This is a genomic window from Micromonospora sp. NPDC005205, from assembly GCF_040608275.1.
Lineage (GTDB): Bacteria > Actinomycetota > Actinomycetes > Mycobacteriales > Micromonosporaceae > Micromonospora.
The window spans coordinates 1-25,237 of record NZ_JBEXHV010000017.1; the positions used below are offsets into that span (position 1 = coordinate 1).

General features: G+C 73.0%; 25 protein-coding genes. 10 read left to right on the forward strand and 15 right to left on the reverse strand.

Annotation, left to right across the window (positions count from 1 at the left end; translation table 11 throughout):
* Both ABZU43_RS25615 and ABZU43_RS25620 read left to right on the forward strand, forming a co-directional pair.
* Positions 1-963, forward strand: a 963-nt coding sequence (locus ABZU43_RS25615) for a glycosyltransferase family 4 protein (RefSeq protein WP_355009017.1), incomplete at its 5' end; no start/stop codon positions are given.
* A gap of 109 nt (positions 964-1,072) precedes the next feature.
* Entirely contained in the window at positions 1,073-1,201 is a 129-nt protein-coding gene (locus ABZU43_RS25620) for a hypothetical protein (RefSeq protein ID WP_355009018.1), read from the forward strand.
* A gap of 138 nt (positions 1,202-1,339) precedes the next feature.
* On the opposite strand, the gene ABZU43_RS25625 is transcribed toward ABZU43_RS25620, so the two are convergent.
* From ABZU43_RS25625 to ABZU43_RS25640, 4 genes are all read right to left on the reverse strand, one after another.
* Positions 1,340-2,623 carry a citrate synthase gene (locus ABZU43_RS25625; RefSeq protein WP_355009019.1) on the reverse strand — a complete coding sequence of 428 codons (1,284 nt, stop codon included), beginning with the start codon at positions 2,621-2,623 and terminating at the stop codon, positions 1,340-1,342.
* A gap of 233 nt (positions 2,624-2,856) precedes the next feature.
* Positions 2,857-4,851 (reverse strand): sulfatase-like hydrolase/transferase, encoded by a 1,995-nt coding sequence (locus ABZU43_RS25630; RefSeq protein WP_355009135.1) that lies wholly within the window; start codon positions 4,849-4,851, stop codon positions 2,857-2,859.
* 49 nt (positions 4,852-4,900) lie between these two features.
* The gene (locus ABZU43_RS25635) at positions 4,901-6,331 is read right to left on the reverse strand and encodes a methyltransferase domain-containing protein (protein WP_355009020.1); all 1,431 of its coding nucleotides are present in this window, start codon (positions 6,329-6,331) and stop codon (positions 4,901-4,903) included.
* A gap of 17 nt (positions 6,332-6,348) precedes the next feature.
* Entirely contained in the window at positions 6,349-6,498 is a 150-nt protein-coding gene (locus ABZU43_RS25640) for a hypothetical protein (protein ID WP_165947858.1), read from the reverse strand.
* Between the two features lie 201 nt (positions 6,499-6,699).
* Between ABZU43_RS25640 and ABZU43_RS25645 the strand changes: the two genes are divergently transcribed.
* The gene (locus ABZU43_RS25645; protein ID WP_355009136.1) at positions 6,700-7,545 is read left to right on the forward strand and encodes an arginase family protein; all 846 of its coding nucleotides are present in this window, start codon (positions 6,700-6,702) and stop codon (positions 7,543-7,545) included.
* Positions 7,546-7,557: 12 nt separating this feature from the next.
* Here ABZU43_RS25645 and ABZU43_RS25650 read toward each other — a convergent pair whose 3' ends face one another.
* The 5 genes from ABZU43_RS25650 to ABZU43_RS25670 all read right to left on the reverse strand — a co-directional run bounded on the left by ABZU43_RS25650 (position 7,558) and on the right by ABZU43_RS25670 (position 13,618).
* Positions 7,558-8,847 (reverse strand): dolichyl-phosphate beta-glucosyltransferase, encoded by a 1,290-nt coding sequence (locus tag ABZU43_RS25650; protein WP_355009137.1) that lies wholly within the window; start codon positions 8,845-8,847, stop codon positions 7,558-7,560.
* 2 nt (positions 8,848-8,849) lie between these two features.
* Positions 8,850-11,006: a glycosyltransferase family 39 protein gene (locus ABZU43_RS25655; RefSeq protein ID WP_355009021.1), complete on the reverse strand. Its 2,157-nt coding sequence runs from the start codon at positions 11,004-11,006 to the stop codon at positions 8,850-8,852.
* 44 nt (positions 11,007-11,050) lie between these two features.
* On the reverse strand, positions 11,051-12,496 hold the full coding sequence (locus tag ABZU43_RS25660; RefSeq protein WP_355009138.1) for a HAMP domain-containing sensor histidine kinase: 1,446 nt from the start codon (positions 12,494-12,496) through the stop codon (positions 11,051-11,053).
* A gap of 31 nt (positions 12,497-12,527) precedes the next feature.
* The gene (locus tag ABZU43_RS25665) at positions 12,528-13,274 is read right to left on the reverse strand and encodes a response regulator transcription factor (protein WP_355009022.1); all 747 of its coding nucleotides are present in this window, start codon (positions 13,272-13,274) and stop codon (positions 12,528-12,530) included.
* Positions 13,275-13,387: 113 nt separating this feature from the next.
* The gene (locus ABZU43_RS25670; protein ID WP_112587606.1) at positions 13,388-13,618 is read right to left on the reverse strand and encodes a hypothetical protein; all 231 of its coding nucleotides are present in this window, start codon (positions 13,616-13,618) and stop codon (positions 13,388-13,390) included.
* A 200-nt stretch (positions 13,619-13,818) separates the two neighbouring features.
* On the opposite strand from ABZU43_RS25670, the gene ABZU43_RS25675 reads away from it, so the two are divergent.
* From ABZU43_RS25675 to ABZU43_RS25685, 3 genes are all read left to right on the forward strand, one after another.
* Complete coding sequence (locus ABZU43_RS25675) at positions 13,819-14,766, forward strand: serine/threonine-protein kinase (protein ID WP_355009023.1); 948 nt, start codon at positions 13,819-13,821, stop codon at positions 14,764-14,766.
* Between the two features lie 94 nt (positions 14,767-14,860).
* Entirely contained in the window at positions 14,861-15,286 is a 426-nt protein-coding gene (locus tag ABZU43_RS25680) for an OsmC family protein (RefSeq protein WP_124819422.1), read from the forward strand.
* A gap of 456 nt (positions 15,287-15,742) precedes the next feature.
* Positions 15,743-16,594: a hypothetical protein gene (locus tag ABZU43_RS25685; protein WP_355009024.1), complete on the forward strand. Its 852-nt coding sequence runs from the start codon at positions 15,743-15,745 to the stop codon at positions 16,592-16,594.
* 23 nt (positions 16,595-16,617) lie between these two features.
* Here the strand turns inward: ABZU43_RS25685 and ABZU43_RS25690 are convergent, their stop codons facing one another.
* From ABZU43_RS25690 to ABZU43_RS25710, 5 genes are all read right to left on the reverse strand, one after another.
* A complete protein-coding gene (locus ABZU43_RS25690; protein WP_355009025.1) occupies positions 16,618-17,139 on the reverse strand; it encodes an ATPase in 522 nt (173 codons plus the stop codon).
* Between the two features lie 114 nt (positions 17,140-17,253).
* Entirely contained in the window at positions 17,254-17,700 is a 447-nt protein-coding gene (locus ABZU43_RS25695) for a response regulator (RefSeq protein ID WP_355009026.1), read from the reverse strand.
* Between the two features lie 85 nt (positions 17,701-17,785).
* Positions 17,786-18,133 (reverse strand): STAS domain-containing protein, encoded by a 348-nt coding sequence (locus ABZU43_RS25700; RefSeq protein ID WP_355009027.1) that lies wholly within the window; start codon positions 18,131-18,133, stop codon positions 17,786-17,788.
* Positions 18,134-18,250: 117 nt separating this feature from the next.
* Positions 18,251-19,288: a cobalamin-dependent protein gene (locus ABZU43_RS25705; RefSeq protein ID WP_355009028.1), complete on the reverse strand. Its 1,038-nt coding sequence runs from the start codon at positions 19,286-19,288 to the stop codon at positions 18,251-18,253.
* Positions 19,285-21,042, reverse strand: coding sequence for a PP2C family protein-serine/threonine phosphatase (locus ABZU43_RS25710; protein ID WP_355009029.1), 1,758 nt, complete (start codon positions 21,040-21,042; stop codon positions 19,285-19,287). The genes ABZU43_RS25705 and ABZU43_RS25710 overlap by 4 nt, the downstream gene beginning before the upstream one ends.
* Positions 21,043-21,253: 211 nt before the next feature.
* Between ABZU43_RS25710 and ABZU43_RS25715 the strand changes: the two genes are divergently transcribed.
* A complete protein-coding gene (locus tag ABZU43_RS25715) occupies positions 21,254-21,589 on the forward strand; it encodes an STAS domain-containing protein (RefSeq protein WP_355009030.1) in 336 nt (111 codons plus the stop codon).
* Positions 21,590-21,661: 72 nt separating this feature from the next.
* Here the strand turns inward: ABZU43_RS25715 and ABZU43_RS25720 are convergent, their stop codons facing one another.
* Positions 21,662-21,976 carry a hypothetical protein gene (locus tag ABZU43_RS25720; RefSeq protein ID WP_355009031.1) on the reverse strand — a complete coding sequence of 105 codons (315 nt, stop codon included), beginning with the start codon at positions 21,974-21,976 and terminating at the stop codon, positions 21,662-21,664.
* Positions 21,977-22,176: 200 nt separating this feature from the next.
* Here ABZU43_RS25720 and ABZU43_RS25725 point away from each other — a divergent pair, with 200 nt between their 5' ends.
* The 3 genes from ABZU43_RS25725 to ABZU43_RS25735 all read left to right on the forward strand — a co-directional run bounded on the left by ABZU43_RS25725 (position 22,177) and on the right by ABZU43_RS25735 (position 25,206).
* Positions 22,177-23,154, forward strand: a complete 978-nt coding sequence (locus tag ABZU43_RS25725; RefSeq protein ID WP_355009032.1) for a DUF2267 domain-containing protein — start codon at positions 22,177-22,179, stop codon at positions 23,152-23,154.
* Between the two features lie 103 nt (positions 23,155-23,257).
* Positions 23,258-24,052 (forward strand): fused MFS/spermidine synthase, encoded by a 795-nt coding sequence (locus ABZU43_RS25730; RefSeq protein ID WP_355009033.1) that lies wholly within the window; start codon positions 23,258-23,260, stop codon positions 24,050-24,052.
* A gap of 59 nt (positions 24,053-24,111) precedes the next feature.
* On the forward strand, positions 24,112-25,206 hold the full coding sequence (locus ABZU43_RS25735; RefSeq protein ID WP_355009034.1) for an AI-2E family transporter: 1,095 nt from the start codon (positions 24,112-24,114) through the stop codon (positions 25,204-25,206).
* The last annotated feature ends 31 nt before the right edge of the window (positions 25,207-25,237 follow it).

Consider the following 25,237-nt stretch of genomic DNA (forward strand, 5'->3'; position numbering starts at 1 on the left):
GTCGCCCACACCGCGATGACGTTGCGCGACCACCTGGACATCCCGCTGGTCAGCACCATCCACGCCACCGAGGCCGGCCGGCACCAGGGCTGGCTCCCGGAGGAGATGAACCGCACCATCCACGGCGTCGAGCAGTGGCTCAGCAGCGAGTCCAACCGGGTGATCGTCTGCTCCGGGTACATGCGTGACGAGGTCAACGCCCTGTTCGGCGTACCGGCCGGACGGGTCGACGTTGTCGCCAACGGCGTGGAGCCGCACCGCTGGCAGGTGCCCGCCCGTGCCGTGGCCGCCGCCCGCGCCCGCTTCGCCGGGGACGGCCCGCTCGTCACGTTCGCCGGCCGCCTCGTGTACGAGAAGGGCGTCCAGCACCTGATCGCGGCGCTCCCCCGACTGCGCGAGCGGCACCCCGGCCTGCGTGCCGTGATCGCCGGCGACGGCCCGTACCGCGCCGAGTTGGAGGCCGAGGTGCACCGCCGCGGCCTGGGCGGCATGGTCACGATGCCGGGCTTCCTGGGCGGCACCGACCTGCCGGCGCTGATGGCCGCGTCCGACTGCTTCGCCGTTCCGAGCATCTACGAGCCGTTCGGCATGGTGGCCCTGGAAGGCGCCGCGGCCGGCGCTCCCCTGGCCGTCGCCGCCACCGGTGGCCTCGGCGATATCGTCGAGCCGGGCGTCACCGGGATGACCTTCCGCCCGCACGATCCGGACAGCCTCACCGACGCCGTGGACGCGCTCCTGTCGGACCCCGACCGCGCCCGCGTCATGGCCCGCAACGCCCGCCGGACGGTCCGCGACCAGTACGGCTGGGCCGCGATCGCCCAGCGCACCGCCGCCAGCTACGCCGCCGCCATCCACCACGACGCCGCGTTCACCGCCGAGCGCGCCGAGCAGCGGATGTCGCAGGGTCGCGCCCTCCCGGCACTCCCCGAGGGCAACCTGCTGGCCGCCGCCGGCCTGCGCTGACCCTGCTGGCCCGGTTCGGTCTGGGCCCGGCCCGGCCCGTTGATCGACTCGGCTTTCTTGAAGTCGGGGTGTCCCAGTGCCGGGGACACCCCGACTTCCTGTAACGCGAGTGGTCCACTCCGACGACCTGGCGGTGAGTATCGGCGTACCCACGCCGGAGTTCCCGGCGGACGTCTTCGAGCCCGTGCGCGACCTGCTGGTCCGCCTGGCCGTCCGCCGCGTGGCCAGGCCGCGCTGATCAGCGCACTCAGCCGCACCGAGCGGGCCCAGGACATCTCCGCCTTCTGACGGGACGGGACGGGACAGCGCAGCGCGGAAACGCGGCAGGCCGCCGACCCGGTGGGGTCGACGGCCTGCTGGTGAAGCGAGGAGCGGGTCAGCGCTCGTTGAAGGGGACGTAGTCCCGCTCGGCGGAGCCGACGTAGACCTGCCGCGGACGGCCGATCTTGGTCTCCGGGTCGTTGATCATCTCGCGCCACTGGGCGATCCAGCCGGGGAGCCGGCCGAGCGCGAAGAGCACGGTGAACATCTTGGTCGGGAACCCCATGGCCTTGTAGATCAGGCCGGTGTAGAAGTCCACGTTCGGGTAGAGCCGACGGGAGACGAAGAAGTCGTCGGCGAGGGCGATCTCCTCCAGCTCCATGGCGATGTCCAGCAGCGGGTCCGGCTTGGCCATCCGGCCCAGCACGTCCTGCGCGGCCTTCTTGACGATCGCCGCCCGCGGGTCGTAGTTCTTGTAGACCCGGTGGCCGAAGCCCATCAGCTTGACGCCGTCCTGCTTGTCCTTGACCTTGCGGACGAAGGACCGGACGTCGCCGTCACCGGCGTGGATCTGCTGGAGCATCTCCAGCACCGCCTGGTTCGCTCCACCGTGCAGGGGGCCGAACAGCGCGTTCACGCCGGCCGAGACCGAGGCGAACAGGTTGGCGTTGCTGGAACCGACCAGGCGGACGGTCGACGTGGAGCAGTTCTGCTCGTGGTCGGCGTGCAGGACGAAGAGCATGTCCAGCACCTTCGACATCACCGGGTCGACCTCGTACGGCTCCGCCGGCACGCCGAACGTCATCCGCAGCAGGTTGTCCACGTACCCCAGCGAGTTGTCCGGGTACAGCAGCGGCTGACCGATGGACTTCTTGTACGCGTACGAGGCGATGGTGGGGACCTTCGCCATCAGCCGGACCGTGGAGATCTCCACGTGCTCGGAGTCGAACGGGTCCAGGCTGTCCTGGTAGAAGGTGGACAGGGCGCTCACCGCGGACGAGAGCACCGCCATCGGGTGGGCGTCCCGGGGGAAGCCGTCGAAGAAGCGGCGCATCTCCTCGTGCAGCAGCGAGTGCCGCCGAATCCACTCGGTGAACTCGGTCAGCTGCTGCTCGGTCGGCAGCTCACCGTAGATGAGCAGGTAGGAGACCTCCAGGAAGGAGGACTTCTCGGCCAACTGCTCGATCGGGTATCCCCGGTAACGCAGGATGCCCGCGTCGCCGTCGATGTAGGTGATCGCGGATGAGGCAGCGGCGGTGTTGACGAAACCGGGGTCGTACGTCGTCATCCCGGTTTCCTTCAGCAGCTTGCTCACCCCGACACCGGCGGGGCCCTCGACCGCAGGATGCACCGGCATCGACAGCTGCCCACCGGGGTGATCGAGCTTGACTTCCGTCATGTGGTTCCTCGCTTCGCCGGCAGATCTACGTTGAATTGCCTTCGCTTCTACCGTAATTGCGGCTCGGGGGACAACGCCCGCCGTGGTTCGGCGGTGAGGTATGCGTCACCCGATTCCCGACCGGGCGGCCGGGAAACCCGGTATCCCGCCAGACGGGGCCGGACCGGCCCGAACCCGGAAGCACGGGCCGGACCAACCCCGGAGACCAGGCCGGACCGGGCCCGGAAGCCAGGTCAGGAGAGGGTGAGGCGTCGCAGCGTACCGTCCGTCGCGACCTGGAAGACGTCGAGCTGGTTGGTGCCGGCGCGGAACAGCTTGTCGTCGGCGAGCAGCGCGGCGAACCGGCGTCCGCCGGGGTCGGCCGGCACCACCGGGACGACGGCCCCGATGCGACCGTTGACGGCGACGGCGAGGAGGGTGCCGTCCGGGATCCGGTCCGGGACGTCGCCCCAGACCAGCGCCGGAAGGGTGCCGGTGTCCGGATCGGTGGCGGTGAACGCCGCCAGGTCGGCGACCCGGGCGCTGCCGGCGGCAGGGCCGGCGCGTACCTCGGTGCCGACCAGGGGGTGGGGTGTCGGCAGGGGCGGTGGGGCGGGCACGCCACCGGGGAAGGTGACCGGTTCGCCGGGGCGGTCGTAGAAGTGCTTCGTACCGTCGGTGCGGGGGGCCTGCCGGGCGGAGCGGCCGTCGACAGCCCAGGGCAGCCGGATGCCGGCCTCGTCGGCCACGGTCGGCAGCAGGTCGACGTGTTCCCAGTTGCGGTCGTCCACCCGGCCGGTCTGTTGCCGGGGTTCCTTGACGAACGTCGGCACCCAGGCGACCTCGCCGGCGGCGGCCTTGATGGCGTCCATGCCGCGGCCCTGCGCGCCGGGGCGGAAGCTGACCCCGTGGTCGGCGGTCACCACGACGAGGGCCTGGTCGTAGAGGCCGTTGGCGCGCAGCGTCCGCAGCGTCTCGCCGATCAGCCGGTCGGTGTAGCCGAGCTGGGCGAGGTGCCGCGCCCGGGCCAGGTCGACCCAACCGGCGCCGTCGTTGGGCAGGTCCTCGGGGGCGTCGTAGCGCGCCCCGGACGGCAGGTACGCCCATGGTGAGTGGGGCATCAGCAGGTGCAGGAAGTGCAGGGTGGGCCGGGTTGTCGGCTTCAGCCCGGCCAGGAAGCTGGTGAACCGGGCCGGTTGGTTGTCGTCCAGGCTGTCCCAGCGGAACTTCGGGTCGGCCGGCACCGGTTCGGCGGCGTCCAGGCCGGCTTCGGCGCGGGTCTGCTCGCGGTAGGAGTCCTCCGGGTCGACAGCGCTCTCCGTCGGCCCGGCGACCCGGCCGAGCAGTTTGCCGGTCTCCCGGACCAGGACGCCGAGCCCCTGTTCCGGGGTGACCGGCTGCTCGCAGCGGCTGGGTGGGCAGAGCCTGGTGATGCTCTCCTCGGCGCGGATGTCGTACAGGCCGCCGAAGGCGGTGAAGATGTTGTCCGGGTACTGCGAGTAGTGCGGGGCGACCGGCTTGGCCGGGTAGCGGCCGGTGAGCATCGCCGGGAGCGCGTTGGGCGTCCACCCGCTGACCCCTGTCGAGTTGCGGTACCAGGTGGAACCGCCGGCCAGCTCGGCGAAGTGCGGATACCGTCCGGCGTCGATCTTCCCGTCCGCGCCGAGCAGGCTGACCAGGGGCAGCTCGTCGAGGATCAGCATGACCACCGGCGGGTGCACGGCCGAGCCCTGCGCGGTGCCGGCCGCACCGCCGTCGCCGCGCGGCAGGACCACCGCCGAGGTCGGCGAGGCGAGCAGGAAGAGCGCCACGAAGGCCACCGGGCCGGCGGCGGCCAGTCGCAGCACCCGGCCCGGCGCCCGCCATCGCCGGTGAGCGGCGGCGCCGGCGGCTCCGGCCAGCACGGCCACCACCAGCAGGGGTACGCCCCGAAGTGGCGTGACGTGTCGGCCCACCTGCACGGCGAGGGCGGCGACCAGCAGCCCGACCAGCCCGGTGTGGGTGACGGCGCGGGTGGTTCGGCCGGCCAGTCGGCTGAGCGCGCCGAGCAGCGCCACAGCGGCCGTGGGCAGCACCGTCACCAGGGCGAGCAGCAGCAGGATCTGGGCCGGGTCGGCGCGGTGGAAGAGGAAGAAGTCGGGGCTGCGGCCGAGCACGTCCAGCAGCGGTTGGGTGACCACGAGACCGACCAGCGCGACGATCTCCAGCAGCCGGCCCAGTTCAGCGCGCCAGCCCCGGTCCCACCGCACGGCGGCCGGCGGCGGGTCGTCCGCTGTCGACGGGGCGGCGGCGACCGGTTCAGCCACCGATCACCGTTCGGTAGAGCGTGCGGGTGCCCGAGGGCAGTTCCAGCCGGTCGGTGATCCGCCCTCGGGCGGCGAGCAACGTCTCGAAGGTGTCGCGTCGGTAGTCCGGGAAGAGACCGGCGGGCTTGTTGGCCAGCAGCCGGGTCGCCATCGGGTCCTCCGGGTGGACGAACTCCACCACCACCGCGCCACCCGGCGCGGTCAGCCCGGCCAGCCAGTCGATGACCTCCGGCAGCGGCACGTTGCGCCCGATCGCCAGGTGGTGCACCACGGCCAGGGCGAGCACCACGTCGGCGGACGCCCGCTCGGCGAAGCCGGCCCGCTCGACGCCCCGCCAGCCGCCACCCGGCGAGGGATCGGCCAGATCCAGCACCAGCGGCAGGATGCGGCGCTGCCCCTCGGAGCGCAGCTGTCGGTACAACTCGTCGACGACGGTGGGGTCCTGCTCGACGGCGACCACGTAGTCGGCGTGCCCGGCCGCCAGCCGGGAGTACCGCCCGTCGTTGGCGCCGAGGTCGAGCACCAGCCGGGGGCGGGTGCCGGTGGCCACCGCGACGGCCACGAACTGCTCCTTCGCCACCCGGTCGCGGGCCGAGTAGCCGCAGGTGCGTTGGTAGTCCGACCAGTGGCTCTCGGGCGGGCGGCGGTCCAGTTTGCGGACCAGCTTCTCGATGCCGCGGACGGTGGCGAGCAGCAGCTCCCGGGAGAAGCCGGCGGCCCGCAGTTGGTCGCGTACCTCGGTGGTGCTGGCGGCGGCGTTGCGTTGCTGCATGGCCCCGTGCAGGTGCAGGTGGGTCAGCACACCGGGGCGCAGCCGGCGGGTCCCGTTGAACAGCGGCCGTAGCTCGTCGGCCTCGATGCCGTCGACCCGGGCGCGCAGCCACGGTTGGAAGTCGACGCCCAGGTGGGCGGTGAGCAGCAGCGGGTAGAGCACTGTCTGGCAGAACTGCCGGTAGCCGGCCCACGGTTCGCCGTCGCGGACCGGCTCGAAGGAGCCGATGTCGATGAAGACGGGTTCGGCGCCGCGCCACTGGAGGTTGTACGCCGAGCCGTCCTTCGTGGTGAAACCCTCGCCGAGCGCGGCGGTCAGGATCTCCAGATGCAGCAGGGCCGCGTCGCGCAGCATGCTGAACGACCACTCGTACGGGTGGGAGACGAACGGGATGCGCTCGTGGCGCAGCACAGCCGCCCACGGCGTTCCGGTCGCGGCCGGCACCAGGGTGGGCGGGGCATCCTCGGTGGCGCAGACCTTGCGCGCGGCGACGAGCGCCGGGAAGAACGTGCTGCCGGTCAGTGCCCGCCAGTGCTCGGCGGCCTGGGGATCCAGCCCGCGCAGCACCTCGTCGCCGACGTGGAAGACCCGGTTGGCGGGGTCGCGGAAGGAGGCCGGCTCGGGCCGCACCTCGGTGGGTGAGATCGCCATCGTCGGAGCAGGCCCGCTCAGCGCTGGTCGGTGGGTTGCCGGCGGAACCGGTCGACCAGCCGTCGCCAGTAGAGTTTTGCGGCGACCGCGGCGCCAGCCACCCCACCGACGACCGCCTGCACGATCAGGCTGCCGGACCCCGCGTCCAGGTAGGCCAGATGTTCCACCGATCGCTCCTTGCCTCGCCGCCTCGACACCGGCGTCGCAGGGCGTACACCGATGAGGCTTTTGACCCAGAAAGCCGGACTTGTCCCTCACCGTACGCCGGTCCCTGTCGCTGTCGCGGGCACATCGGCGTACTCCCAGCCTCGCCACAGAATGTGGCCGGGACCGGCCGATCCCGCCGGTACGCTGCGGACGTGCGCTGGATGATCGTGGACGCGCCGCTGGACTCCTCCGGAGCCGGGCGCGGCGAGGAGCGGGCCCCGGCCGCGCTGCGCCGCGCCGGCCTGCGCGAGGCCCTCGCCGCCGACGACGACGGACAGATCGACGAGGCGCGGTTGCGCGACCCGAACCGCGACCCGGCGAGCGGGGTGATCGGCGCGGCGGGCCTGGTCCGGGCCGGCGGCGCCATCGCCGCGCGCATCGGCGCGCTGATCGCGGACGGCCACCGACCACTTGTGCTCGGCGGCGACTGCGCGATCCTGCCCGGCATCTGCCGGGCCCTACCCCCGGCGACCGACCTGTGGTTCGTCGACGCCCACCCGGACTTCCTCGACGGCACGACCTCACCGACCGGTGAAGCCGCCGACATGGACCTCTCGGTGGTCACCGGTCACGGACCGGTCGCCGTCGGCCCCGGCGGCACGCTGATCGAGCCCGGCCGCGTCCACCTGCTCGGGCACCGCCCGGCCACCGACGAGAGCAGCCGGGTCGAGGCGGCCCGGATCGACCCGGCGATCGACCAGATCAACGCCGCCGAGTTGCGGCGCCGGGGCGCGGCGACGGTCGGCGCGGGTCTGGCCGCCGACGGGGACGGACCAGCCTGGCTGCACCTCGACCTGGACGTGGTGGACCCGCGCGACCTGCCCGCGGTGACCTACCCCGAACCGGACGGCCCGCGCTGGGCGGATCTGATCGCGCTGGTCACACCGCTGGCCCGCACCGACCGGCTGCTCGGGATGAGCGTGACCGACCTGAACACCGATGAGGACCCCGACGGGCGGCACACCCGACGCGTCGTCGAGGTCCTCACCGAGATGCTGGTCGACTGACCGGCCGGTGACTCAGGTACGGCGGTGGTGCATGCCGAGGCGCAGCAGCACGAAGCGCAAGACGGTGGCGGCCAGGTTCGCGGCCACCAGCACGGCCAGTTCGACCGGCCGGGCCGGTACGGCAGAGACGAGGTGCAGCACCGCCAGAGCGCCGCTTGTCAACGCCAGACCGAGCGCGAAGGCCAGCAACCCCTGCGCGTGATGCCGGGCTGCGTGTCGGCGTCCGCTGATGCCGAACGTCAGCCGCCGGTTCGCCGCCGTGTTCGCCACCGCGGTCAGCAACAACGCCAGGAGGTTCGCCGGTTGCGCGCCGAGCACGCTCCGGGTAGCCAGGAACAGCAGCAGGTACGCGAGCGTGCTCGCCGCCCCGACCGCCGCGAACCGGACCACCTGCCGGGGCAGCCCGACCGGCACCTGTCCTGGCAGCGCCGTTCCTGGCCGGGCACCCGGCCCGGCCAGCGGCGTCCCACCCGGCCCGGCCAGCGGCTGGGCACGTGGCGCGGTCAGCGGTGCCCGGCCGAGCTGCGCGCGCAGGTCGGCCAGAGGCAGCGTCCCGGTCAGCAGCGCCCGGCCCAGCCGACCCACGCCGCGCAGGTCGGCCAGGGCGGTGGCGACGATGTCCACGCGGCTGTCCGGGTCGTCGACCCAGTCCACCGGCACCTCGTGGATGCGCAGCCCCGCCCGCTGGGCCAGCACCAGCAGCTCCGTGTCGAAGAACCAGCCGGTGTCGCGCACCACCGGCAGCAGTTCCGTGGCCACGTCGGCCCGGATCGCCTTGAACCCGCACTGCGCGTCGGAGAACCGCGCCGCCAACGCACCGCGCAGCAGCAGGTTGTAAGCCCGGGAGATCACCTCCCGCTTGGTGCCACGCACCACCCGGGAGGTACGTGCCAGCCGGGTGCCGATCGCCAGGTCGGAGTGGCCGGAGATGAGCGGCGCGACAAGTGGCAACAGCGCCGCCAGGTCGGTCGAGAGGTCCACGTCCATGTACGCCAGCACCGGTGCTGACGACGCCGACCAGGCGGCCGACAGCGCCCGCCCCCGCCCCTTGGCGTCCAGGTGCAGCACCTCGACGCCGGGCAGTTCACCGGCCAGTCCGTCGGCCACCTTCAGGGTGTCGTCGACGCTTGCGTTGTCGGCGACAGTGATCTGGAACGGGTACGGGAAGTGTGCGCTCAGGTGGGCGTGCAGTCGTCGTACGCACGGCCCGAGGTCGACCTCCTCGTTGTGGACCGGGATGACCACGTCCAGCACGGCGGCGGTGGGTCGAGCCTGGATGGCGGGCCGTGGTCCGCCAAGCATGGTCACGACGCCCCCGCAGCGGCGGTGAGGTCGTAGAGGGTGACCCCGTCGACGGTCTGCGCGGTGAACGTCTCCGCGACCCAGGCGGCGATCTCCTGGGAGGCCGCGCTGCCGCCGTTGGCTCGGAAGCCACCGCCTCCGACGAAGTAGTGGACCTTCCCGTCGGCCACGTAGCGCTGAAACTGCGCCAGCGTCGGTGACGGGTCACTGCCGTTGAACCCGCCGATCGCCATCACCGGTTCACCGGTGGCGAGCTGGTAACCGGACGCGTTGTTCGAGCCGATGGTCGCGGCCACCCACGTGTAGTCCGCGCTGTCGCGCTCCAGCAGCTCGCGCAGTGCGGCGCTCGGCTCACGGGCGTCGAGCAGCCCGCCCATGCCCCCACCGGCCGAGCGCCCCTGCCCGCCGGTGGCGCCGGGGCCCTGACCGCCCGGGAAACCGGGTGCGCCGTTACGACCACCGCCCGGGAAGTCGGGCCCCTGACCGCCATTGCGGCCGCCGTTCTGGCCGCCGCCGGGGAGTTGGCCGCCGGCCGGCAGTTCCATGCCACCGGGCGGTCGCCCGCCGGGGAAGCCGCCCCGGCCGAACCCGCCCGCCACGAACGGGCCGGCGCTCGGGATCGACCCGGTGTGGGGGGTCGCGGCGGTCTGCACCGCGTACGCCACCGGGCCGGCGAGGGCCGCCGCCACGCCCAGGCCCAGCACCACCGGCACCAGGCGGCGGGGCAGTCGGGTGACCAGCAGGAGCAGCACCGCGCCGACCAGGCCGGCGACGAGCAACGCGGTCCGCAGCCACGGGTACCACTCGGGGCTGCGTCCGAGCAGCACCCACGCCCACCACACGGTTACCGCGAGCGTGCCGGCGAGCGTCGCCGCGGCGGCCAGCGGACTCCACCGCTGCCAGCGCGTGCCGCCAGCGTCGCCGGGCGCAGGCTGCAGTCGGCGGTGCCGCCAGAGCAGCGTCACACCGATGCCGACGAGCCCGCCGATCGCCGGTGCGAGGGCCACCGTGTAGTAGGCGTGGAAGATCCCGGACATGAAGCTGAAGATCAGGCCGGTGACCAGCAGCCAGCCGCCCCAGAGCAGGAGCCCGGCCCGGGTGCGGTCGGTGCGGGCCGCCCGCCCGGCCATCAGCAGACCGGCGACCAGCAGGATCAGCGCGGCCGGCAACAGCCAGGAGACCTGACCGCCGATCTCGCCACCGAACATCCGCAGCACACCGTTCTGCCCGGAGAACGGGCCACCCCCGCCGCCCAGGCGGGGGCCACCGCCGCCGACGCTGCCGACCTCCTCGCCGGTGATCCGGCCGAGGCCGTTGTAGCCGAGGGTCAACTCCAGGATGCTGTTGCCCTGCGAACCGCCGATGTACGGGCGGGCGCTCGGCGGCACCAACTCGACGAGCGCCACCCACCAGCCGGCGGCGACCACCACCGCCAGCCCCGCCAGCAGCAACTGCCGGACCCGCCGCCACAGCCCGGTCGGCGCGGCCAGCAGGTAGACACCGGCGAAGACCGGCACCACAAGGAACGCCTGCAACATCTTGGTGAGGAAGCCGAAGCCGACGAGCACACCGACGAGCACGATCCACCGGGTGCTCGCCGTCTCCAGCGCGCGCACTGTGGCGTACGCCCCGGCGACCAGCAGCAGGACCAACAGCGCGTCGGGGTTGTTGAACCGGAACATCAGCGTCGCCACCGGGGTGACCGCGAGGACCGCGCCCGCGATCAGACCGGCGGCCGGCCCGTACCAACGCTTCACTGCCGCGTGGAGCAGGCCCACCGAGGCGACCCCGCAGAGCGCCTGCGGTACGAGCATCGCCCAGCTGTTCAGCCCGAAGATCCGTACGGACAGGGCCATCAGCCACAGCGACGCGGGTGTCTTGTCGACGGTGATGGAGTTGGCGGCGTCCGACGAGCCGTAGAGCAACGCCTTCCAGCTCACCGAGCCGGCCTGCACGGCCGCCGCGTAGAACGAGTTCGCCCAGCCCGACGCGCCCAGCCCCCACAGGTAGAGCAGGCCGGTGGCCAGCAGCAGGATCACCAACGCGGGCCTGGCCCAGGCCGGCGGGCGGCGCGTCGGCGGCGAGTGCTCGTCGGGGTGGGCGGCCGTCGACGGCTCGGATGCGGCGGGTGCCGTCGGCAGGGTCTCGGTTCTGTCCATGCGGCCAGCCTCGGCGGCCAGGCTGGCGCGACCCCGTGCGCAGACTATGCGTCAGCTGTGGGATTCGGCAGCCGGACGGTGAACACTGTCCGACCTGGACGGCTCTGCACCCCGACCGTGCCGTGGTGGGCCTCCACCACCGCCGCGACGATGGCCAGGCCGAGGCCGGTGCTGCCGTGCGCGCGGGACCGGGAGCTGTCGCCCCGGGCGAACCGCTCGAACATCTCCGGTTGCAGCTCCACCGGCACCCCCGGCCCGTCGTCGGCGACGGTGAGCACGGCGCTGGCGGCGTCGACGGCCAGGGTGGTGGTGACAGTGCTGCCGGGCGGGGTGTGCACCCGGGCGTTGGTGAGCAGGTTCGTCACCACCTGGTGCAGCCGGGCGGCGTCGCCGGGCACCCGGATCGCCACGTCGGGCAGTTCGAGCTGCCAGCGGTGTTCGGGGCCGGCGACGTGCGCGTCACTGACAGCGTCCACCACCAGAGCGGTCAGGTCCACCGGTTCGACAGCGAGCGGCCGGCCGGTGTCGAGGCGGGCCAGCAGCAGCAGGTCGTCGACGAGGCTGGTCATTCGGGTGCTCTCCGACTCCACCCGGCGCAGCGCGTGCGCCACGTCGGGGGGAACCTCGTCGCGGCCACGGCGGGCCACCTCGGCGTAGCCGCGGATCGCCGCGAGAGGCGTCCGCAGTTCGTGGCTGGCGTCGGCGACGAACTGGCGTACCCGGGTCTCGCTGGCCTGCCGGGCGGAGAGCGCGTCGGCGACGTGGCCCAGCATCCGGTTCAGCGCCGCGCCGACCTGACCGACCTCGGTGCGTGGGTCGGTGTCGGCGGCCGGGACCCGGACGGCGAGCGCCACCTCGCCCCGGTCCAGGGGCAGCTCGGTGACGCGGGTGGCGGTGGCGGCCACCCGGTTGAGCGGTCGCAGGGTCGCCCGCACGATCAGCGCGCCCGCCACACCGGCGAGCAGCAGCCCGACCGCAGCCACCCCGGCCTGCGCGGCGACCAGCGCCCAGATGGTCTCCTGGACGCCGGAGAGGGGGATCGCGACGACGAGTACCCGGCCGTCCCAGTACTGGCGGGCCACGGCCCGGTAGTCACCGCGATCGCCGAGGTCGACGGTGCGCGGTCTGGCGTCGACCGGTAGGTCCGCCAGCACGGCGACCTCCCCCACCTGGACGGGCTGCGGGTCGGGGAACGCGTTGGAGACGCTGTTGGTCAGGATCCGGGCGCTGGTCACGCGGCCATCGCTGATCTCGGCGACCACAGCGCCGGACGGCAGCCCGAATGGGATGCCCGGTCCGTCACCGGGAAAGGCCGGACGTCCCGGACGGTCGCCCCGCATGGCCGTCGCGGGGGCCAACTGGGCGTCCAGCCGGTCGATCAGGAAGTGCCGCAGCGCCACAGTGGTCAGGCCCCCGATCGCGACGCTCACCAACGCGAGAAGCGCGAGCAGGGCAAACACCAGTCGGGTACGCAGGGAGCGCCCGGCCAGCCACCCACGGGCGGCGCGCAGTGGGCGGCGCCTACTCGGCGGGTTTGAGGACATAACCCGCACCGCGCAGCGTGTGGATCATTGGTGCCCGGCCGGCGTCGATCTTCTTGCGCAGGTACGAGATGTACAGCTCCACCACGTTGGCCTGGCCCCCGAAGTCGTAGTTCCACACCCGGTCGAGGATCTGCGCCTTGCTGAGCACCCGGCGCGGGTTGCGCATCAGGTAACGCAGCAGCTCGAACTCGGTAGCGGTGAGAGTGACCAGCTGGCCGGCCCGGCGGACCTCGTGGCTGTCCTCGTCGAGGCTGAGGTCACCCACGGTCAGCACCGCCTCCTCCTGAGCGGCGATCGCCAGCCCGGAGCGACGCAGCAGTGCTCGCAGCCGGGCGATGACCTCCTCCAGGCTGAACGGTTTGGTGACGTAGTCGTCGCCGCCGACTGTCAACCCCGCGATGCGTTCCTCGACCGCGTCGCGGGCGGTCAGGAAGAGCACCGGCACGGTGGGGGCGTGCTCGCGCAGCCTGCGCAGCACCTGGAAGCCGTCCAGGTCGGGCAGCATCACATCGAGCACCACGGCATCCGGCTGGAACTGTCGGGCGGTGCTCAACGCCGCCATGCCGTTGCCGGCGGTGCGGACCTGCCAGCCCTCGTAGCGCAGGGCCATCGACAGCAGGTCGGTGAGCGTGGGTTCGTCGTCGACCACCAGCACCCGGACGGGTTCCCCGTCGGGGCGACGCAGCTCGATCCGGCTGGGCGCGGCCTGCCCGTTCATGACCATGGGCCCCATGGTGGCCGCCACGCCTGTGCCGCGCCCCTGCGGAAGCTGTGCGCGGGCTGTGCGGGCGGGCCGACGCGACGCCGGCGACACCATCGGTCAGCCCCGCCTCGTGGTCACTCGGACACCCCGTACGCGTCGGTGCGCACGAAGCGCATGCTCCAGCCGCCGGCCTCGTCGGGCCGGTCGCGTTCGTAGAGGTGGTCGGGGCCGGGCTGCACCGACCCCGTGCCGTCCGGGTGCCGCATGATCCAACGCTGGGGTGGGGCGCCGTCCGAGCCGGCTGGCAGCAGCCGAACCAGGCCGTCCGCGGGCCCGCCGACGAAGCGTACGGTGACCTCGCTCATCGCGGCGCCCCCTCGGGTGACCGTGCCGGCACAATCGGTGACACCGGCTCTGGCTCGCAAGCTACCGCACCCACCGCCCTCGCGCAGCGAGGTGCGCGGGGCCCGTCCGCCCCGAGTCGGGCTCCGGTTTGCCCAGCTCGGCGCTCGGGTACCGGCACCTGAGCATCCGCCGTCGGCGGGGCGAGGACGAGGAGTGGTCGATGCGGATGCTGGACGGGCGGTACCGGCTCGAACAGCGCATCGGTGTGGGCGGGATGTCCGAGGTGTGGCGGGCCTACGACCAGGTGCTGGACCGGCCGGTCGCGGTGAAGCTCATCTCGCCCGGTCGCGACGATCGGAACGGTACTGTGGACCGGATCCGGGCGGAGGCCCGGTCGGCGGCCCGCCTGGAACACCCCAACGTGGCGAGCGTGCACGACTTCGGCATTTCCTCGACGTGGCCCGGCCGCACCGTTCCGTACATCGTCATGGAGCTGGCCGAGGGTGAGACGCTCGCCGTGCACCTGCGCGCCGGCCCGCTGGACTGGCAGATCGCGGTGCGGGTCTGCGCGGAGGTCGCCGCCGCGCTGGCCGCCGCGCATGCCGAGGGCATCGTGCACCGGGACGTCAAGCCCGCCAACGTCATCCTCACCCCGGCCGGGGTGAAGGTGCTCGACTTCGGCATCGCCATCGCCGCCGGAGAACCCGACCCGATGCCGACCGGCATGGTGCTCGGCACCCCGGCGTACCTGGCGCCCGAACAGCTGGACGAGGCGCCCGCCACCCCCGCCGCCGACATGTACGCCCTCGGCGTGCTGCTCTACTACAGCCTGACGGCCCGCCTGCCCTACCGTGCGACGACCTCCAGCGAGTTGCTCCTCGCACGCCGCCGTCAGCCACCGGAGCCGCTGCCCGACATCGCCGGGCTCCCACCGGAGGTCGCCGAGCTGTGCCACTCCTGCCTCGCGGAGGACCCCGGGCAGCGTCCGACGAGCCTGGTCGCAGCGCTGCTGCTGGCCGAGGCAGTGGACGCCCGGGTGTACGTGCCGATGACGATGCCGACGACCCGCCGGCCGGCCCCGACGTCGCCGTGGACCGAACGAGCCGCCGCGGAGGCCACCGAGGCGGTGGTGCTGGTGGACGAGCCGAACCTGCCCGCCGGGCGCTGACGGCGCGACCCCGTGGCGTTCGACGGCGCGACCCCGTGGCGTTTCGCCGGGCTGCGAAGGGGTAGCCGGCCTGGTGAGCGACGGGAGAAACGCGATGCCGGATCAGAGTTCCTGGCTGCGTGAGGCCACAGCGACCGCCGAGGGCGGTCACGTACGCACCGACGATGGCGGGCTCTCCACCGCGCTGGCCTCACCGCTGGCGCCGCACTGCACCGGGCTGACCCCGGAACAGTTGCTGGCCGCGGCCTTCGCCTCCTGCCTGCATCACGCGGCGGTGGAGGTGGCCGGGGAGATCACCGACGAGGCGCACACCGTGCAGGTCCGGGCGGAGGCGAAGCTGGGGCGGGACAACGACGGCCGGTACCGGGCCGACGTCCACGCGGAGATCTCCTCAGCCGGGCTGAGCCGGGATCAACTGGCCGACCTGGTCGAGTACGCCGACCGCCTCTGGCCGTTCTCCAGCAGCGACGCCAGTCGTCACCGCCTGACCGTCACCCCAGCCGAGAACGGCCGCCACTGACCCAGGCCCCAGGCTGCCCGCCCACCGCGCCGACCTCGCACCTTCAGTCGCCCCACCGCGCCGATCTAGCGCACGCGCGCCTCATCGCGCCGATCTTGCACTTTCGGTCGTCGAAATGAGGGACGTGCCCCTTATGCCGCGACAGCAAGTGCAAGATCGGCGAGCTGGGTGGGGATCCTGGGGCGGTGCGGGCGGCGGGTCGGTGGGGGGCCGGTTGGTGGAGGTGCGCCTCGGCTGTTCGGCTTACCCCTGACGGCGGCCGGAGATGCGGCCGGCGCAGGGGCGGGGCGAGCGGATTCACCCGGCAAGTCGGGAATAACCGTCTGGCGTGAGTCGCGAGGTTGGTCAGGTCTGCTCCCGCTTTGCCCATTGAAGTCGGCATGATCAGGGCAAATTGTGGCGCATGCCACCGTACGGGCTGGTGGCATCGGGCATTCAGCTCTTTAGCCTCGTCAGGTGCACCCCGACGACCCCTCCGCCCAGAAGCTGACCGACGCGCGCCTGACCACCCCGTCGGACGACGCCGCCTCAACCGAACGGACGATCGGCCGTCACCGCGCTGCCGAAGCGCCGCGGCGGGCCCTGCTGGGCTCGACCCCGGTGCGGGTGGCGCTGGCCACCGGCGTCACCTGCTGCCTCAGCCTCGTCGCGGTCGCCACCGCGCGAGGCAACGACGACACCCCCCGTACGGTCGAGCCGCTCGCCGAGGCGGTGGCCGACCGCGCCGCCATCGCCGACGAACGCGCCTCCCGGTCGCTGGACCGCGACGCCGCCCCCGCCCGGATCCTGCCGCCCAGCCCGACGGCGAAGCCCACGCCCACCCCCACCGTCGTCCGCAAGGCGCCCAAGAAGCCTGTCAAACCCCGCCGCCCCCGGCCGGTCGCCGGCCTCGACCAGGCGCAGATGGACAACGCGAAGATCATCGTGGACGTCGGCCTGGAGATGAAGATGCCGCGCCGCGCCCTGGTGGTGGCACTGTCCACCGCCATGCAGGAGAGCAACCTCTACAACCTGGCCAGCGACGTCCTGCCGGAGTCGGCGGAGTACCCGAACCAGGGCAGCGGCTCCGACCACGACTCGGTCGGGCTGTTCCAGCAGCGGCCCAGCAGCGGTTGGGGCACGGTGGCCCAGCTGATGCGCCCGTCGTACGCCGCGCGGGCCTTCTACAGCGCGCTCAACGAGATCCCCGGCTGGCAGGACATGAGCGTCACGGCAGCCGCCCAGTCCGTGCAGATCTCCGCCTACCCGGACGCGTACGCCCAGCACGAGGATCGGGCGACCACCATCGCGGCGGCGCTCACCGCCTGAGCCGGGCTCCCACGCCGCGCGTCTCAGCGACGGCCCGGCGGAGGCTGCGCACCCTCGTCCACGCCGCCGACCCCGACCCGGCTGCCCGGCACCCCGGCGGCTGCGGTGGGGGTGTCGGCGGGCACCTGCTCGACGGTCACCTGGCTGAGGATCTCGTCCACCCGAACCTCGCGCCGTCGGCGAGCGTCCAGCGCCGCCTCGAAGTCGCGTCGGGCCTGCACGGCCTCCGCGTACGCCCGCTCCCGCACCCGCCGTGCCTCGTCGCGGGCCTCGTCCAGCTCGGCGCGGGCCTGGGCCAGCAACTCGGCCGCCTCGTGGCGCACCGCGTCACCGGCGGGCCGGGTGGCGGTGGCGTCGCCCAGGTCGAGTCGTCGCAGGAGGCCGCCGAGCGCGGCTGCCTCCTGACGAATCTCGTCCCATTCCCCGGCCGCCCCGGCTGCGCCCTCGGCGCGCGCCGCGAGCCGGGACAACCGAACCCCCAACTCGTCCAGGCAGTAATCCACCTGTCGCTGGTCGTAACCGGTCTCAACGACGGAGAACCTCATACTGTCGCCCCCCAGGCAGCTGCTGTTACTTCCCCACCTGGATCCTCGGCCGCGACCGCTCGCGCCGAGGAGGTTCGAGGAAAATGTTCAGCATGCGCGCAGGTGGCGCGAGGCTCAGACCCGCTTGGGCAGCACGACGACCCGGCCGAAGAACTCATCGATGCGGCGCACCACGTCGTTGAAGTCGTCCAGGTCGATCGGCTTGGTGACGTACGCGTTGGCCTGCAACGTGTAGCTGCCGACGATGTCGGTGTCGGCGTTGGAGGTGGTCAGCACGACGATCGGGATGGTCCGCAGATCCTCGTCCTGCTTGACCGCCCCGAGCACCTGGCGACCGTCCATGCGCGGCATGTTCAGATCCAGCAGGATCACGTCGGGTCGGCGGGCGTCTTCGTGGCGGCCCTCGGCGCGGAGAAACTCCATCGCCTCCTCGCCGTCACTCACCACGTCGATGATCTTGTCGACGTCGGAGTCCGCCAGCGCCTCCTCGATCATCAGCACATCACCCGGGTCGTCGTCGACCACCAGGATGCGTACCGGCTGCGGGCTGTCTGCGCCCATCACTACCTGCCTCGGAGTCGACGGGGACGGGACCCTGACGGTCACCGCGTTGGCGGGGAAAATGCTGGCGGGGAAATCTAGCCCATCAGGAAGCACTGCGGGACGCGGGGTCGACCGACTCCGGTTCGTACCGCAACACGTCGGCGAGGCCGGTCACCCGCAGCACCCGCTCGACCCGCCCGTGGGCACCGGTGAGCCGCAGCCACCCCCCGTCGGCCGCCGCCTGGTTGTCGCCCCGGACGAACACGGCCATCCCGGTGGAGTCGCAGAACGTGAGGTCGGTCAGGTCGAGCAGCACCCGGGTCTCGCCCGCCGCCGTGAGCCGCTCGATCGCGGCGGTCAGCTCGGGGGCGGTGCTCAGGTCCAGCTCGCCCACGAGCCGCAGGCAGGCGCCACCCCCGTCGCGCTCGACGTAGTTGACGCTGAACGTCACCGTTCTCCCCCTCGCTCCACCACGAGGGTGGGACGTTTGCAGTCCGGCAAGTATACGCAGAGCTGACCCGTCCGCCGCCGAGCGCGGTGATCGATCCGGATGCCCCCGACGGGTCGGTCAGCGGGCGGTGCCGGGCAGCGCCGCGCATCCCAGCGCCAGCGCCCGCGCCGCCCGGGGAAAGTCCCGCAAAGCGACGGCGTAGTGCTCCAGCGGCAGGACAACCGCCCCGGCGGGCACCCCACGACTTTCCAGAATCCCCGACAGCCACTCCACGAACTCCGTGAACAGGGAGGGGTCGTCGACGTAGACCGCCGCGGCCAGGAAATCCACCATGTGGCCCAGGTCGCTCACCGTCGAGTCGAGCTGCGCGGCCGTGTACGCCCGTGCCGCCGGCACCCGCTCCCGCAGTTCCGCCAACGCGCTGTCGATCAGCTCACCGCGACGGCGCACCAGGCTGGCGTACTCGTCGTCTGCCAGGTGGGCCAGCCGCGCCGGCGGCGCCGCGCGCAGCGCCCGCTCGTCGGCGATCAGCTCGGCCGCCGAGGGCGCGTCCGGTGCCCAGGCCACCCCGAGCCGGCGCGCCCACCGGCCGTCCGTGCCGAACCCACGCCCGCCCACCACCACCGGGACGTCCGAGCGGCGGCAGGCCTCGATCATGCGGTGGGCGTACGGCAGGCGCATCGGCAGCGCGCACGCCAACGCGACCGCGTGCGCGTCGTAGCGGTGCAGGTACGACACGAGGTGCGCCGCGGGGACGCTGGCGCCCAGGAAGGTCACCTGCCACCCGCGTAACCGCAGCACCTCGGTCACCAGCCGGGGCGGCAACGCGTGCCACTCGCCGTCCATGCAGGCGACCACGACCCGGCCGTTGATCGGCTGCGGTCTCGCGTGCGCGGAAACCGCCGCCACCACCTGCTCGCTGATGTGGGTGGCCGCGTGCTCCTGGGCGACGCTCCACTCGTTGCGGGCCCACCGCTCACCCACCTCGGCCTGCGCGGGCGCGACCAGGTCGAGCAGCACCCGCTCCGCTGGGACGCCCGCGTCGAGCAGACCGATCGCCAGGTCGGTCGCGGCGTACTCGTCAGCGTCCGCGAGATGCTCCAGATATCCGGAGTACGCCTCGCCGAGGTCATTGGCGGCCGTGGCGGCGGTCACGCGTCAGGTTCCCTCACGTGGTCGACGCCGGCGGGCACCGAGTGCAGGTGCCGTGTCCCGCGCCCGCCCAGGCCGGCCGCCCGCAGCGCCAGCACGGCGATGTCGTCGTGGTCGCCCTGTGCCAGCCAGTCGCAGGTGATCTGCTCGACCCGTTCGGCCAGGGCCGGCGCGGGCATCCGATGGCAGCCGGTCAGCGCGCTGATCAGCCGCTCCGGGCCGAACTGCTCGTCCCCGCGCCGGCCGCCCCGGGCCTCGGTCACCCCGTCGCTGTAGAGCAGGCAGGTCTCGCCCGGCGCCAGCCGCACCGTCACCTCGCCGACGCGGGGGTCGGGCACCACCCCGATCAGCATGCCGCGCAACGGCACCGTCTCCACCTCACCGGAGGCGCGCAGCACCAGTGGTGGCAGATGCCCGCCGCCGGCCATGGTGAGGGTGAGGCCGCCGTCGCGCTCCGGGCGGGCCACGCCGAGCACGATGGTGGCGAAGCGGCCCTCACCGTGCGCCTGGGTCGTCTCCAGCAACGCGTCGTTGAGCAGCCGCAGCAACCGCGCCGGGTGCGACTCCAACCGGTGCAGCGCCTGCAGACACTGGCGCAGCTGACCGGTGAAGACGGCGGCTTCGACGCCCTTGCCGGACACGTCGCCGAGGAAGAACAACGAACCCCCGTCGGGGAGCCGGTGCGAGCCGTAGAAGTCGCCGCCGATGCGCAGTCCCGACTGCGCGGGCCGGTACGCGGTGCCCCACTGCACACCGGTCGCCTCGACCGGCTCGACCGGCAGGAGGCTGGCCTGGAGGGTGTCGGCCACCTCGGCCTGGTCGCGGTAGAGCAGCGCGGTGGTCAACGCCGCGCCCGCGCGGGCCGCGAACGCGCGGACCAGCTCCACGTCGTCCTCGTCGTACCAGCGGGTGGCGCGACGGGCCACCAGCAGCACACCGACCGGCGCGTCGCGACCCGGCAGCGGAACGACCCGGGCGGCGCTGTCGGTGCCGGCCAGCCCCGGCAGCCAACCGGCGTCGACCGCCTGCTCGACCAACCAGTCCACCGCGTGCGGCTCGGCCCCGGTCAGCCCGTCGGCGATGGCGGTCGGCAGCTCGCCGCCAACCAGTACGCCGCTGTCCACAGTCGGCACCTCGTCGTCGGTGCGTGAGGCCCGCCACCAGCGGGCGCGCCCGGCCTGCGGAGCGAGCACCAGCACCGCCACCTCGGCCAGGGTCGGCACGGCGAGTCGGACGACAGCGGCGGCAGCCCGGTCCGGGTGCAGTGGGTTGCCCAGCTTGTCGCCGACCACGGCCAGGAACGCCGAGCGAGCCCGTTCGGCGAGCAGCGCGTCGGCGCGGCTGACGCTGTCGGTGACGTCCTCGACGTACCAGCAGCAGCGGTCACCGGAGAGCGGCACCTGGCGCGCGGTGAGCCGGCGCCCGCGATGGGTGAAGCTCCCGGGGACACCGTCGCTCAACCCGGGCACACCGGCCGCGCCGAGCAGCTCGCCGGGAGTCACCTCGGGCAGCAACCGCTCAGCCACCGGGCTGACGTGCCGCACGACGCCATCGGCGTCGCAGACCACCAGACCCTCCCGGAAGTGCTCGACGACTTCCAACCAGTCGGGCGTGGCCTGCCCCCGGTCGGGTGCCAGCGGCGGCAGGGCCGCGGTGGGGCGGCGAACGTCGGCGGACCACGCCGAGGGTCGTGTCGTGCTCGGCGTGGAGAGCCGTCCGTCGCCCGGGTCCCAGTCCCTGACGTCGGAAGCAGTCACCAGCTGAGCCTCACTCCTTTGTCGTTCACCGAACCCGTGCCGGAACCGGCTTCCATGGTCAAAACTCTCCCGTCACCCTACGCCGGAACCCGGAAAGCGGCATCTCACGGCAGGTGGCCGGCACCGCCACGGCGGGGCGTCGGACGAGGGACACGGGGGCGCGTCACCGCCCCCGCTTTGCGTTTTGTGACTCGACAAGCAGAATGGTGGGATGCCCGACCAGCTGTTGACCATCGAGACAATCCGGCTCGCCGCCGGAAACGTCCGACTCCGGCTGACCGGCGAACTCGACTACGACAGCGCACCGGAGCTGATCGCCGCGGCGGCCGGGCTGCGCGGCGACGACGCCCCGGTTCTGGTCGACCTGACCGGGGTGACCCTCTGCGACTCCTCAGGGCTCAGCGCGTTGCTGGTGGTGCACCGCGCCGCCGGGGCGATCCGACTGACCGGGGTCAGCCCTCAGCTTCAGCGGATACTGGACCGCACGGGCCTGACCGAATTGCTCGCCGAGGCGTACGCCGCCGACGACAGGCGCGCCACCGGCTGACCCACCGGCCACCCCGCACCAGACGGGGTGGCCCCCGACCCTGGGACCTGGGGTCGGGGGCCGGAGGAATGTCTAGGGTGCCGTCATCGGCTGGAGCCGGGGGCCGTCCTCACGCAGCTCGCCGATCGGGGCCGGGTGAACGTCCTCGGGCTCCCCCGAATCGGGCGTCTGGTACAGGTAGCGGACGAACTGCCCACCCGCCTCGTTGTCGTCCGCACCGGGCCACTGACCGATGCAGTCCATCCCGATCACCTCGCGGCCCGTTCCGTCGGCCTCCTCCACCAGCGCCCACAGGCTCACCGGGTAACACCTGGTGACCTCGGGTGTGAGTTGCCAGCGGGCGTACCAGCCGGGTCGAGCGGGGACGATCTCGACAACTTCCTTCATGACGACCTTCCTTCCGCGTACCTCGGAAGAACTCCGGTCCTGACCCGATCGTGCGGGCCGTGCGGGTGAGCACCCCTCACCCCCGCCGGATGAAGCGTGGCGCAGGTTGGTCCGACCCGGCCGGCGGCCTCCGTTTCCTTCTCCGGGACGGCGGGAAGGCGACTGGCGCAGCCACGATCCCCAGCGGAAGGGATGCCACCATGCGCAAGCAGATGGAGGGCGACAACCAGAGGCGCCGGGCCCTGGCCCGGCAGGCCCGGGAACAGAATCGCCAGCCCAGCGAGATCGGCGCCAGCCTGAGCGCGTCCAAGCAGCTCACGAGCCTCGACGCGGGTAAGCGGGCCGGCCCACCAGCGGCCGGACCGCACAAGTCGGACACCACGCGTGGGGGGCCGGCACCGCCGCCGGTCGGTAGCGCCGACAACCCGCGACCGCAGCCGTCCCCGCCGAGCGGCGCGGCCGGTGTGAACAGCATGGGCTACCACGACCTGGTCGACGAGGTTCGGCGTCGCGCCGGGGTCGACTTCAAGACCGCCAAGGTGGGCACCGAGGCGACAGTTCTGGTCCTCGCGTTCGCCCTGGAGGCCGCCGAGCGGCAGCGGCTGCTCGCCGCGGTGCCGGCGTCGCTGCACGACGTGCTGCCGGTCGACGGCATCGAGCGGCACCAGGACCTGCCCGGCTTCCTGGCCGAGGTGGGCCGGATCAGCGGCAACACCCCGGAGCAGGCCCGTTACCAGGCGGAGGCGACGATCGCCGCGCTCGTCGAGCAGGACGGCGACCTGGTCGAGTCGTTGCACGTACCCGACGGGTTGCGCGACCTGCTGAACCCGCCGGAGGCCGGCGGCGGCCTGGTGGGCGCCTCCACCACCACACCCACGCTGGACGCCGACGAGATCAGCGCGGCGCTGGACGACCTGCCCTACTGGTCCGGCGACAGCCAGGGCCTCTACCGGGTGGTCGCGCTGCCGCCCGACAACCTGGACCGGGTGCTCGCCCGGCTCGACCGGCTTCGCCAGGACAACGGCCGCGGCCCGAGCATCGGACGTCCGGGCGACACCGCCGCCGTGTTGACAGTGCGAACCAACCAGGCCAACGGGGTCACCGCGCTCGACGTGGACCTCGCCCGCCAGATCGACGACGCGATCGACGAGGTGGGGGCCGGGATGGCCGGCGGCTGACCGGCCACCACGACACCGTCGGGCCGGCGGAGCGGGGACGAACCCGCTCCGCCGGCCCGTCCGCCGTGCCGGGTGCACGGTGGGCTCGGCTAGCGTGCCGGGCATGAACCGCGCCGCCGACCGGCTGGAACTGGTCGCCGATCCGGTCCGCCGGACCGGGCGGACACTGCTGTCCGCCGGGGTCGAGCAGTCGTACGTGGATGTCGAGGATCCCCGGCACCTGCACTTCGAGTACGTCCGGCGGATCGCCTCGGCCGTTGAGGTGGCGGCCCCGGCCGGCGCGCCGTTGAACGTCCTGCACCTGGGCGGCGGCGCGTTGACGTTGCCCCGTTGGCTGGCCGCCACCCGGCCCGGCTCCCCGCAACGGGTCGTCGAGCGGGACGCGGCGGTGGTCGAGCTGGTGGCCCGGGAGTTGCCGCCGCTGCCGCCGGAGGTGCGGGTGGAGGTCGCCGACGCCCGGGACGCCCTGACCGGCACCCCGGACGGCCGCTATGACCTGGTCATCGCCGACATCTACCGCGCGGCCCGGATGCCCCGGCACGTGCGCACCGTCGAGTTCGCCGCCGAGGTCGCCCGCGCCCTGCGTCCCGACGGGTTGTACCTGGTCAACGTCACCGATCTGCCTCCGCTGGTCGGTACCCGGGTGCAGGTGGCCACCTTGCGGGCGGTCTTCGCCGACGTGTGCGTGGTCGGCGACCGGCGGATGTTACGCGGCCGCAGGTACGGCAACCTGGTGCTGGCCGCGACCTCCCGCCCCGGCGGGCTGCCGGTGGCCCGGCTGGCGGTGGCCGCCCTGCGCGACCCGGTGCCCGGTGGGCTGCTGCACGCCGGCGCGCTCGACACGTTCGCCGCCGGCGCCCACCCCGTCAGCGACGCGGACGACAACTCGCGCCACTAAGCGATGTTGTGCCCCGCATTGCCGGGTTTCCGACGGCGTGCGCGGGGAAGGCCCGCCGGATGAGCAACGTCGACGATCGGGTGACCGGCCGCCGAACTCTGATCGTGATCGGTCTGGTGCTGGCGACCGCGCTCGCGCTGGGGTTCGTGTACGCGACCCGGCGGGTGCTGGTCTGGGCGGTGGTCGCAGCGTTCTTCGCCGTCGCGCTCAAGCCCCTCGTCGACCGGCTGCAACGCCGTTTCGTCCGGCGTCGGGCGCTGGCCACACTGCTGGTGTTCCTCGCCGCGTTCGTCCTGCTGGCGATCCTGGCCGCGCTCATCCTGGTGCCGCTGTTCGGGGAGTTGGGCCGCTTCGCCGACCGGGCACCCGAGCTGCTGCGGGAGGCCCGCGCCGGGCGGGGCCCGGTGGGGCAGCTACTGGAGCGCACCGGGGCGCGGCGCTACGTCAGCGACCACTCGGGGCAGCTACACGACCTCGGCGGTCGCCTGCGCCAACCCGCTGTCGGTGTGCTGCGCGTCGTCGTCGAGTCGGTCGCCGGGCTGGTCACGGTCATCGTGCTGGCGTACCTCATGGTGTTGGAGGCGCCGCGGATCACCAGCGGCCTGCTCACGGCGGCCGGGGACGGTCGGGGCGAGCGGCTGCGCCGGGTGGGCCGGGAGGTGTCGCGCACCGTGACCGGCTATCTCACCGGGAATCTGCTGATCAGCGTGATCTGCGGGGCGTTGACCTACGCGGTGCTGGCTCTCACCGGGGTGCCCTTCGCGGCCGTGATCGCCCTCCTGGTGGCGGTGGCCGACCTGATACCGCTGGTCGGGGCGACCCTCGGCGCGGTGATCGCGGCCGGTGCCGGTTTCCTGCACTCCCCCACCGCCGGGGTGGTGGTGCTGGTCTTCTTCGTGGTCTACCAGCAGCTGGAGAACCACCTGCTCCAGCCACTCATCCTGTCCCGCGCGGTCCGGCTGAACCCGTTGACGGTGCTCGTCAGTCTGCTGCTCGCGGCGGAGCTGGCCGGTCTGCTCGGCGCGCTGCTGGCCATCCCCGCCGCCGGCATCGTCCAGACCCTGCTGCGCGAGTACGGCCCGCGCCGGCTGCGGCCCGCCCCGCCCGCCGGTCCGGCCGCGCGGTCCGCGCGACCGGCCGGCTCCACCGACTGACCATTCCGGGTACGGCCGGCGCCGCCGCCTG

Bases quoted from the DNA above. Each gene is read 5' to 3' on its own strand.
- ABZU43_RS25625 (WP_355009019.1), bottom strand. From the start codon at position 2,623: ATGACGGAAGTCAAGCTCGATCACCCCGGTGGGCAGCTGTCGATGCCG.
- ABZU43_RS25635 (WP_355009020.1), bottom strand. From the start codon at position 6,331: ATGGCGATCTCACCCACCGAGGTGCGGCCCGAGCCGGCCTCCTTCCGC.
- ABZU43_RS25645 (WP_355009136.1), top strand. From the start codon at position 6,700: ATGATCGTGGACGCGCCGCTGGACTCCTCCGGAGCCGGGCGCGGCGAG.
- ABZU43_RS25650 (WP_355009137.1), bottom strand. From the start codon at position 8,847: ATGCTTGGCGGACCACGGCCCGCCATCCAGGCTCGACCCACCGCCGCC.
- ABZU43_RS25655 (WP_355009021.1), bottom strand. From the start codon at position 11,006: ATGGACAGAACCGAGACCCTGCCGACGGCACCCGCCGCATCCGAGCCG.
- ABZU43_RS25665 (WP_355009022.1), bottom strand. From the start codon at position 13,274: ATGGTCATGAACGGGCAGGCCGCGCCCAGCCGGATCGAGCTGCGTCGC.
- ABZU43_RS25670 (WP_112587606.1), bottom strand. From the start codon at position 13,618: ATGAGCGAGGTCACCGTACGCTTCGTCGGCGGGCCCGCGGACGGCCTG.
- ABZU43_RS25675 (WP_355009023.1), top strand. From the start codon at position 13,819: ATGCGGATGCTGGACGGGCGGTACCGGCTCGAACAGCGCATCGGTGTG.
- ABZU43_RS25680 (WP_124819422.1), top strand. From the start codon at position 14,861: ATGCCGGATCAGAGTTCCTGGCTGCGTGAGGCCACAGCGACCGCCGAG.
- ABZU43_RS25690 (WP_355009025.1), bottom strand. From the start codon at position 17,139: ATGAGGTTCTCCGTCGTTGAGACCGGTTACGACCAGCGACAGGTGGAT.
- ABZU43_RS25695 (WP_355009026.1), bottom strand. From the start codon at position 17,700: ATGGGCGCAGACAGCCCGCAGCCGGTACGCATCCTGGTGGTCGACGAC.
- ABZU43_RS25715 (WP_355009030.1), top strand. From the start codon at position 21,254: ATGCCCGACCAGCTGTTGACCATCGAGACAATCCGGCTCGCCGCCGGA.
- ABZU43_RS25720 (WP_355009031.1), bottom strand. From the start codon at position 21,976: ATGAAGGAAGTTGTCGAGATCGTCCCCGCTCGACCCGGCTGGTACGCC.
- ABZU43_RS25725 (WP_355009032.1), top strand. From the start codon at position 22,177: ATGCGCAAGCAGATGGAGGGCGACAACCAGAGGCGCCGGGCCCTGGCC.
- ABZU43_RS25730 (WP_355009033.1), top strand. From the start codon at position 23,258: ATGAACCGCGCCGCCGACCGGCTGGAACTGGTCGCCGATCCGGTCCGC.
- ABZU43_RS25735 (WP_355009034.1), top strand. From the start codon at position 24,112: ATGAGCAACGTCGACGATCGGGTGACCGGCCGCCGAACTCTGATCGTG.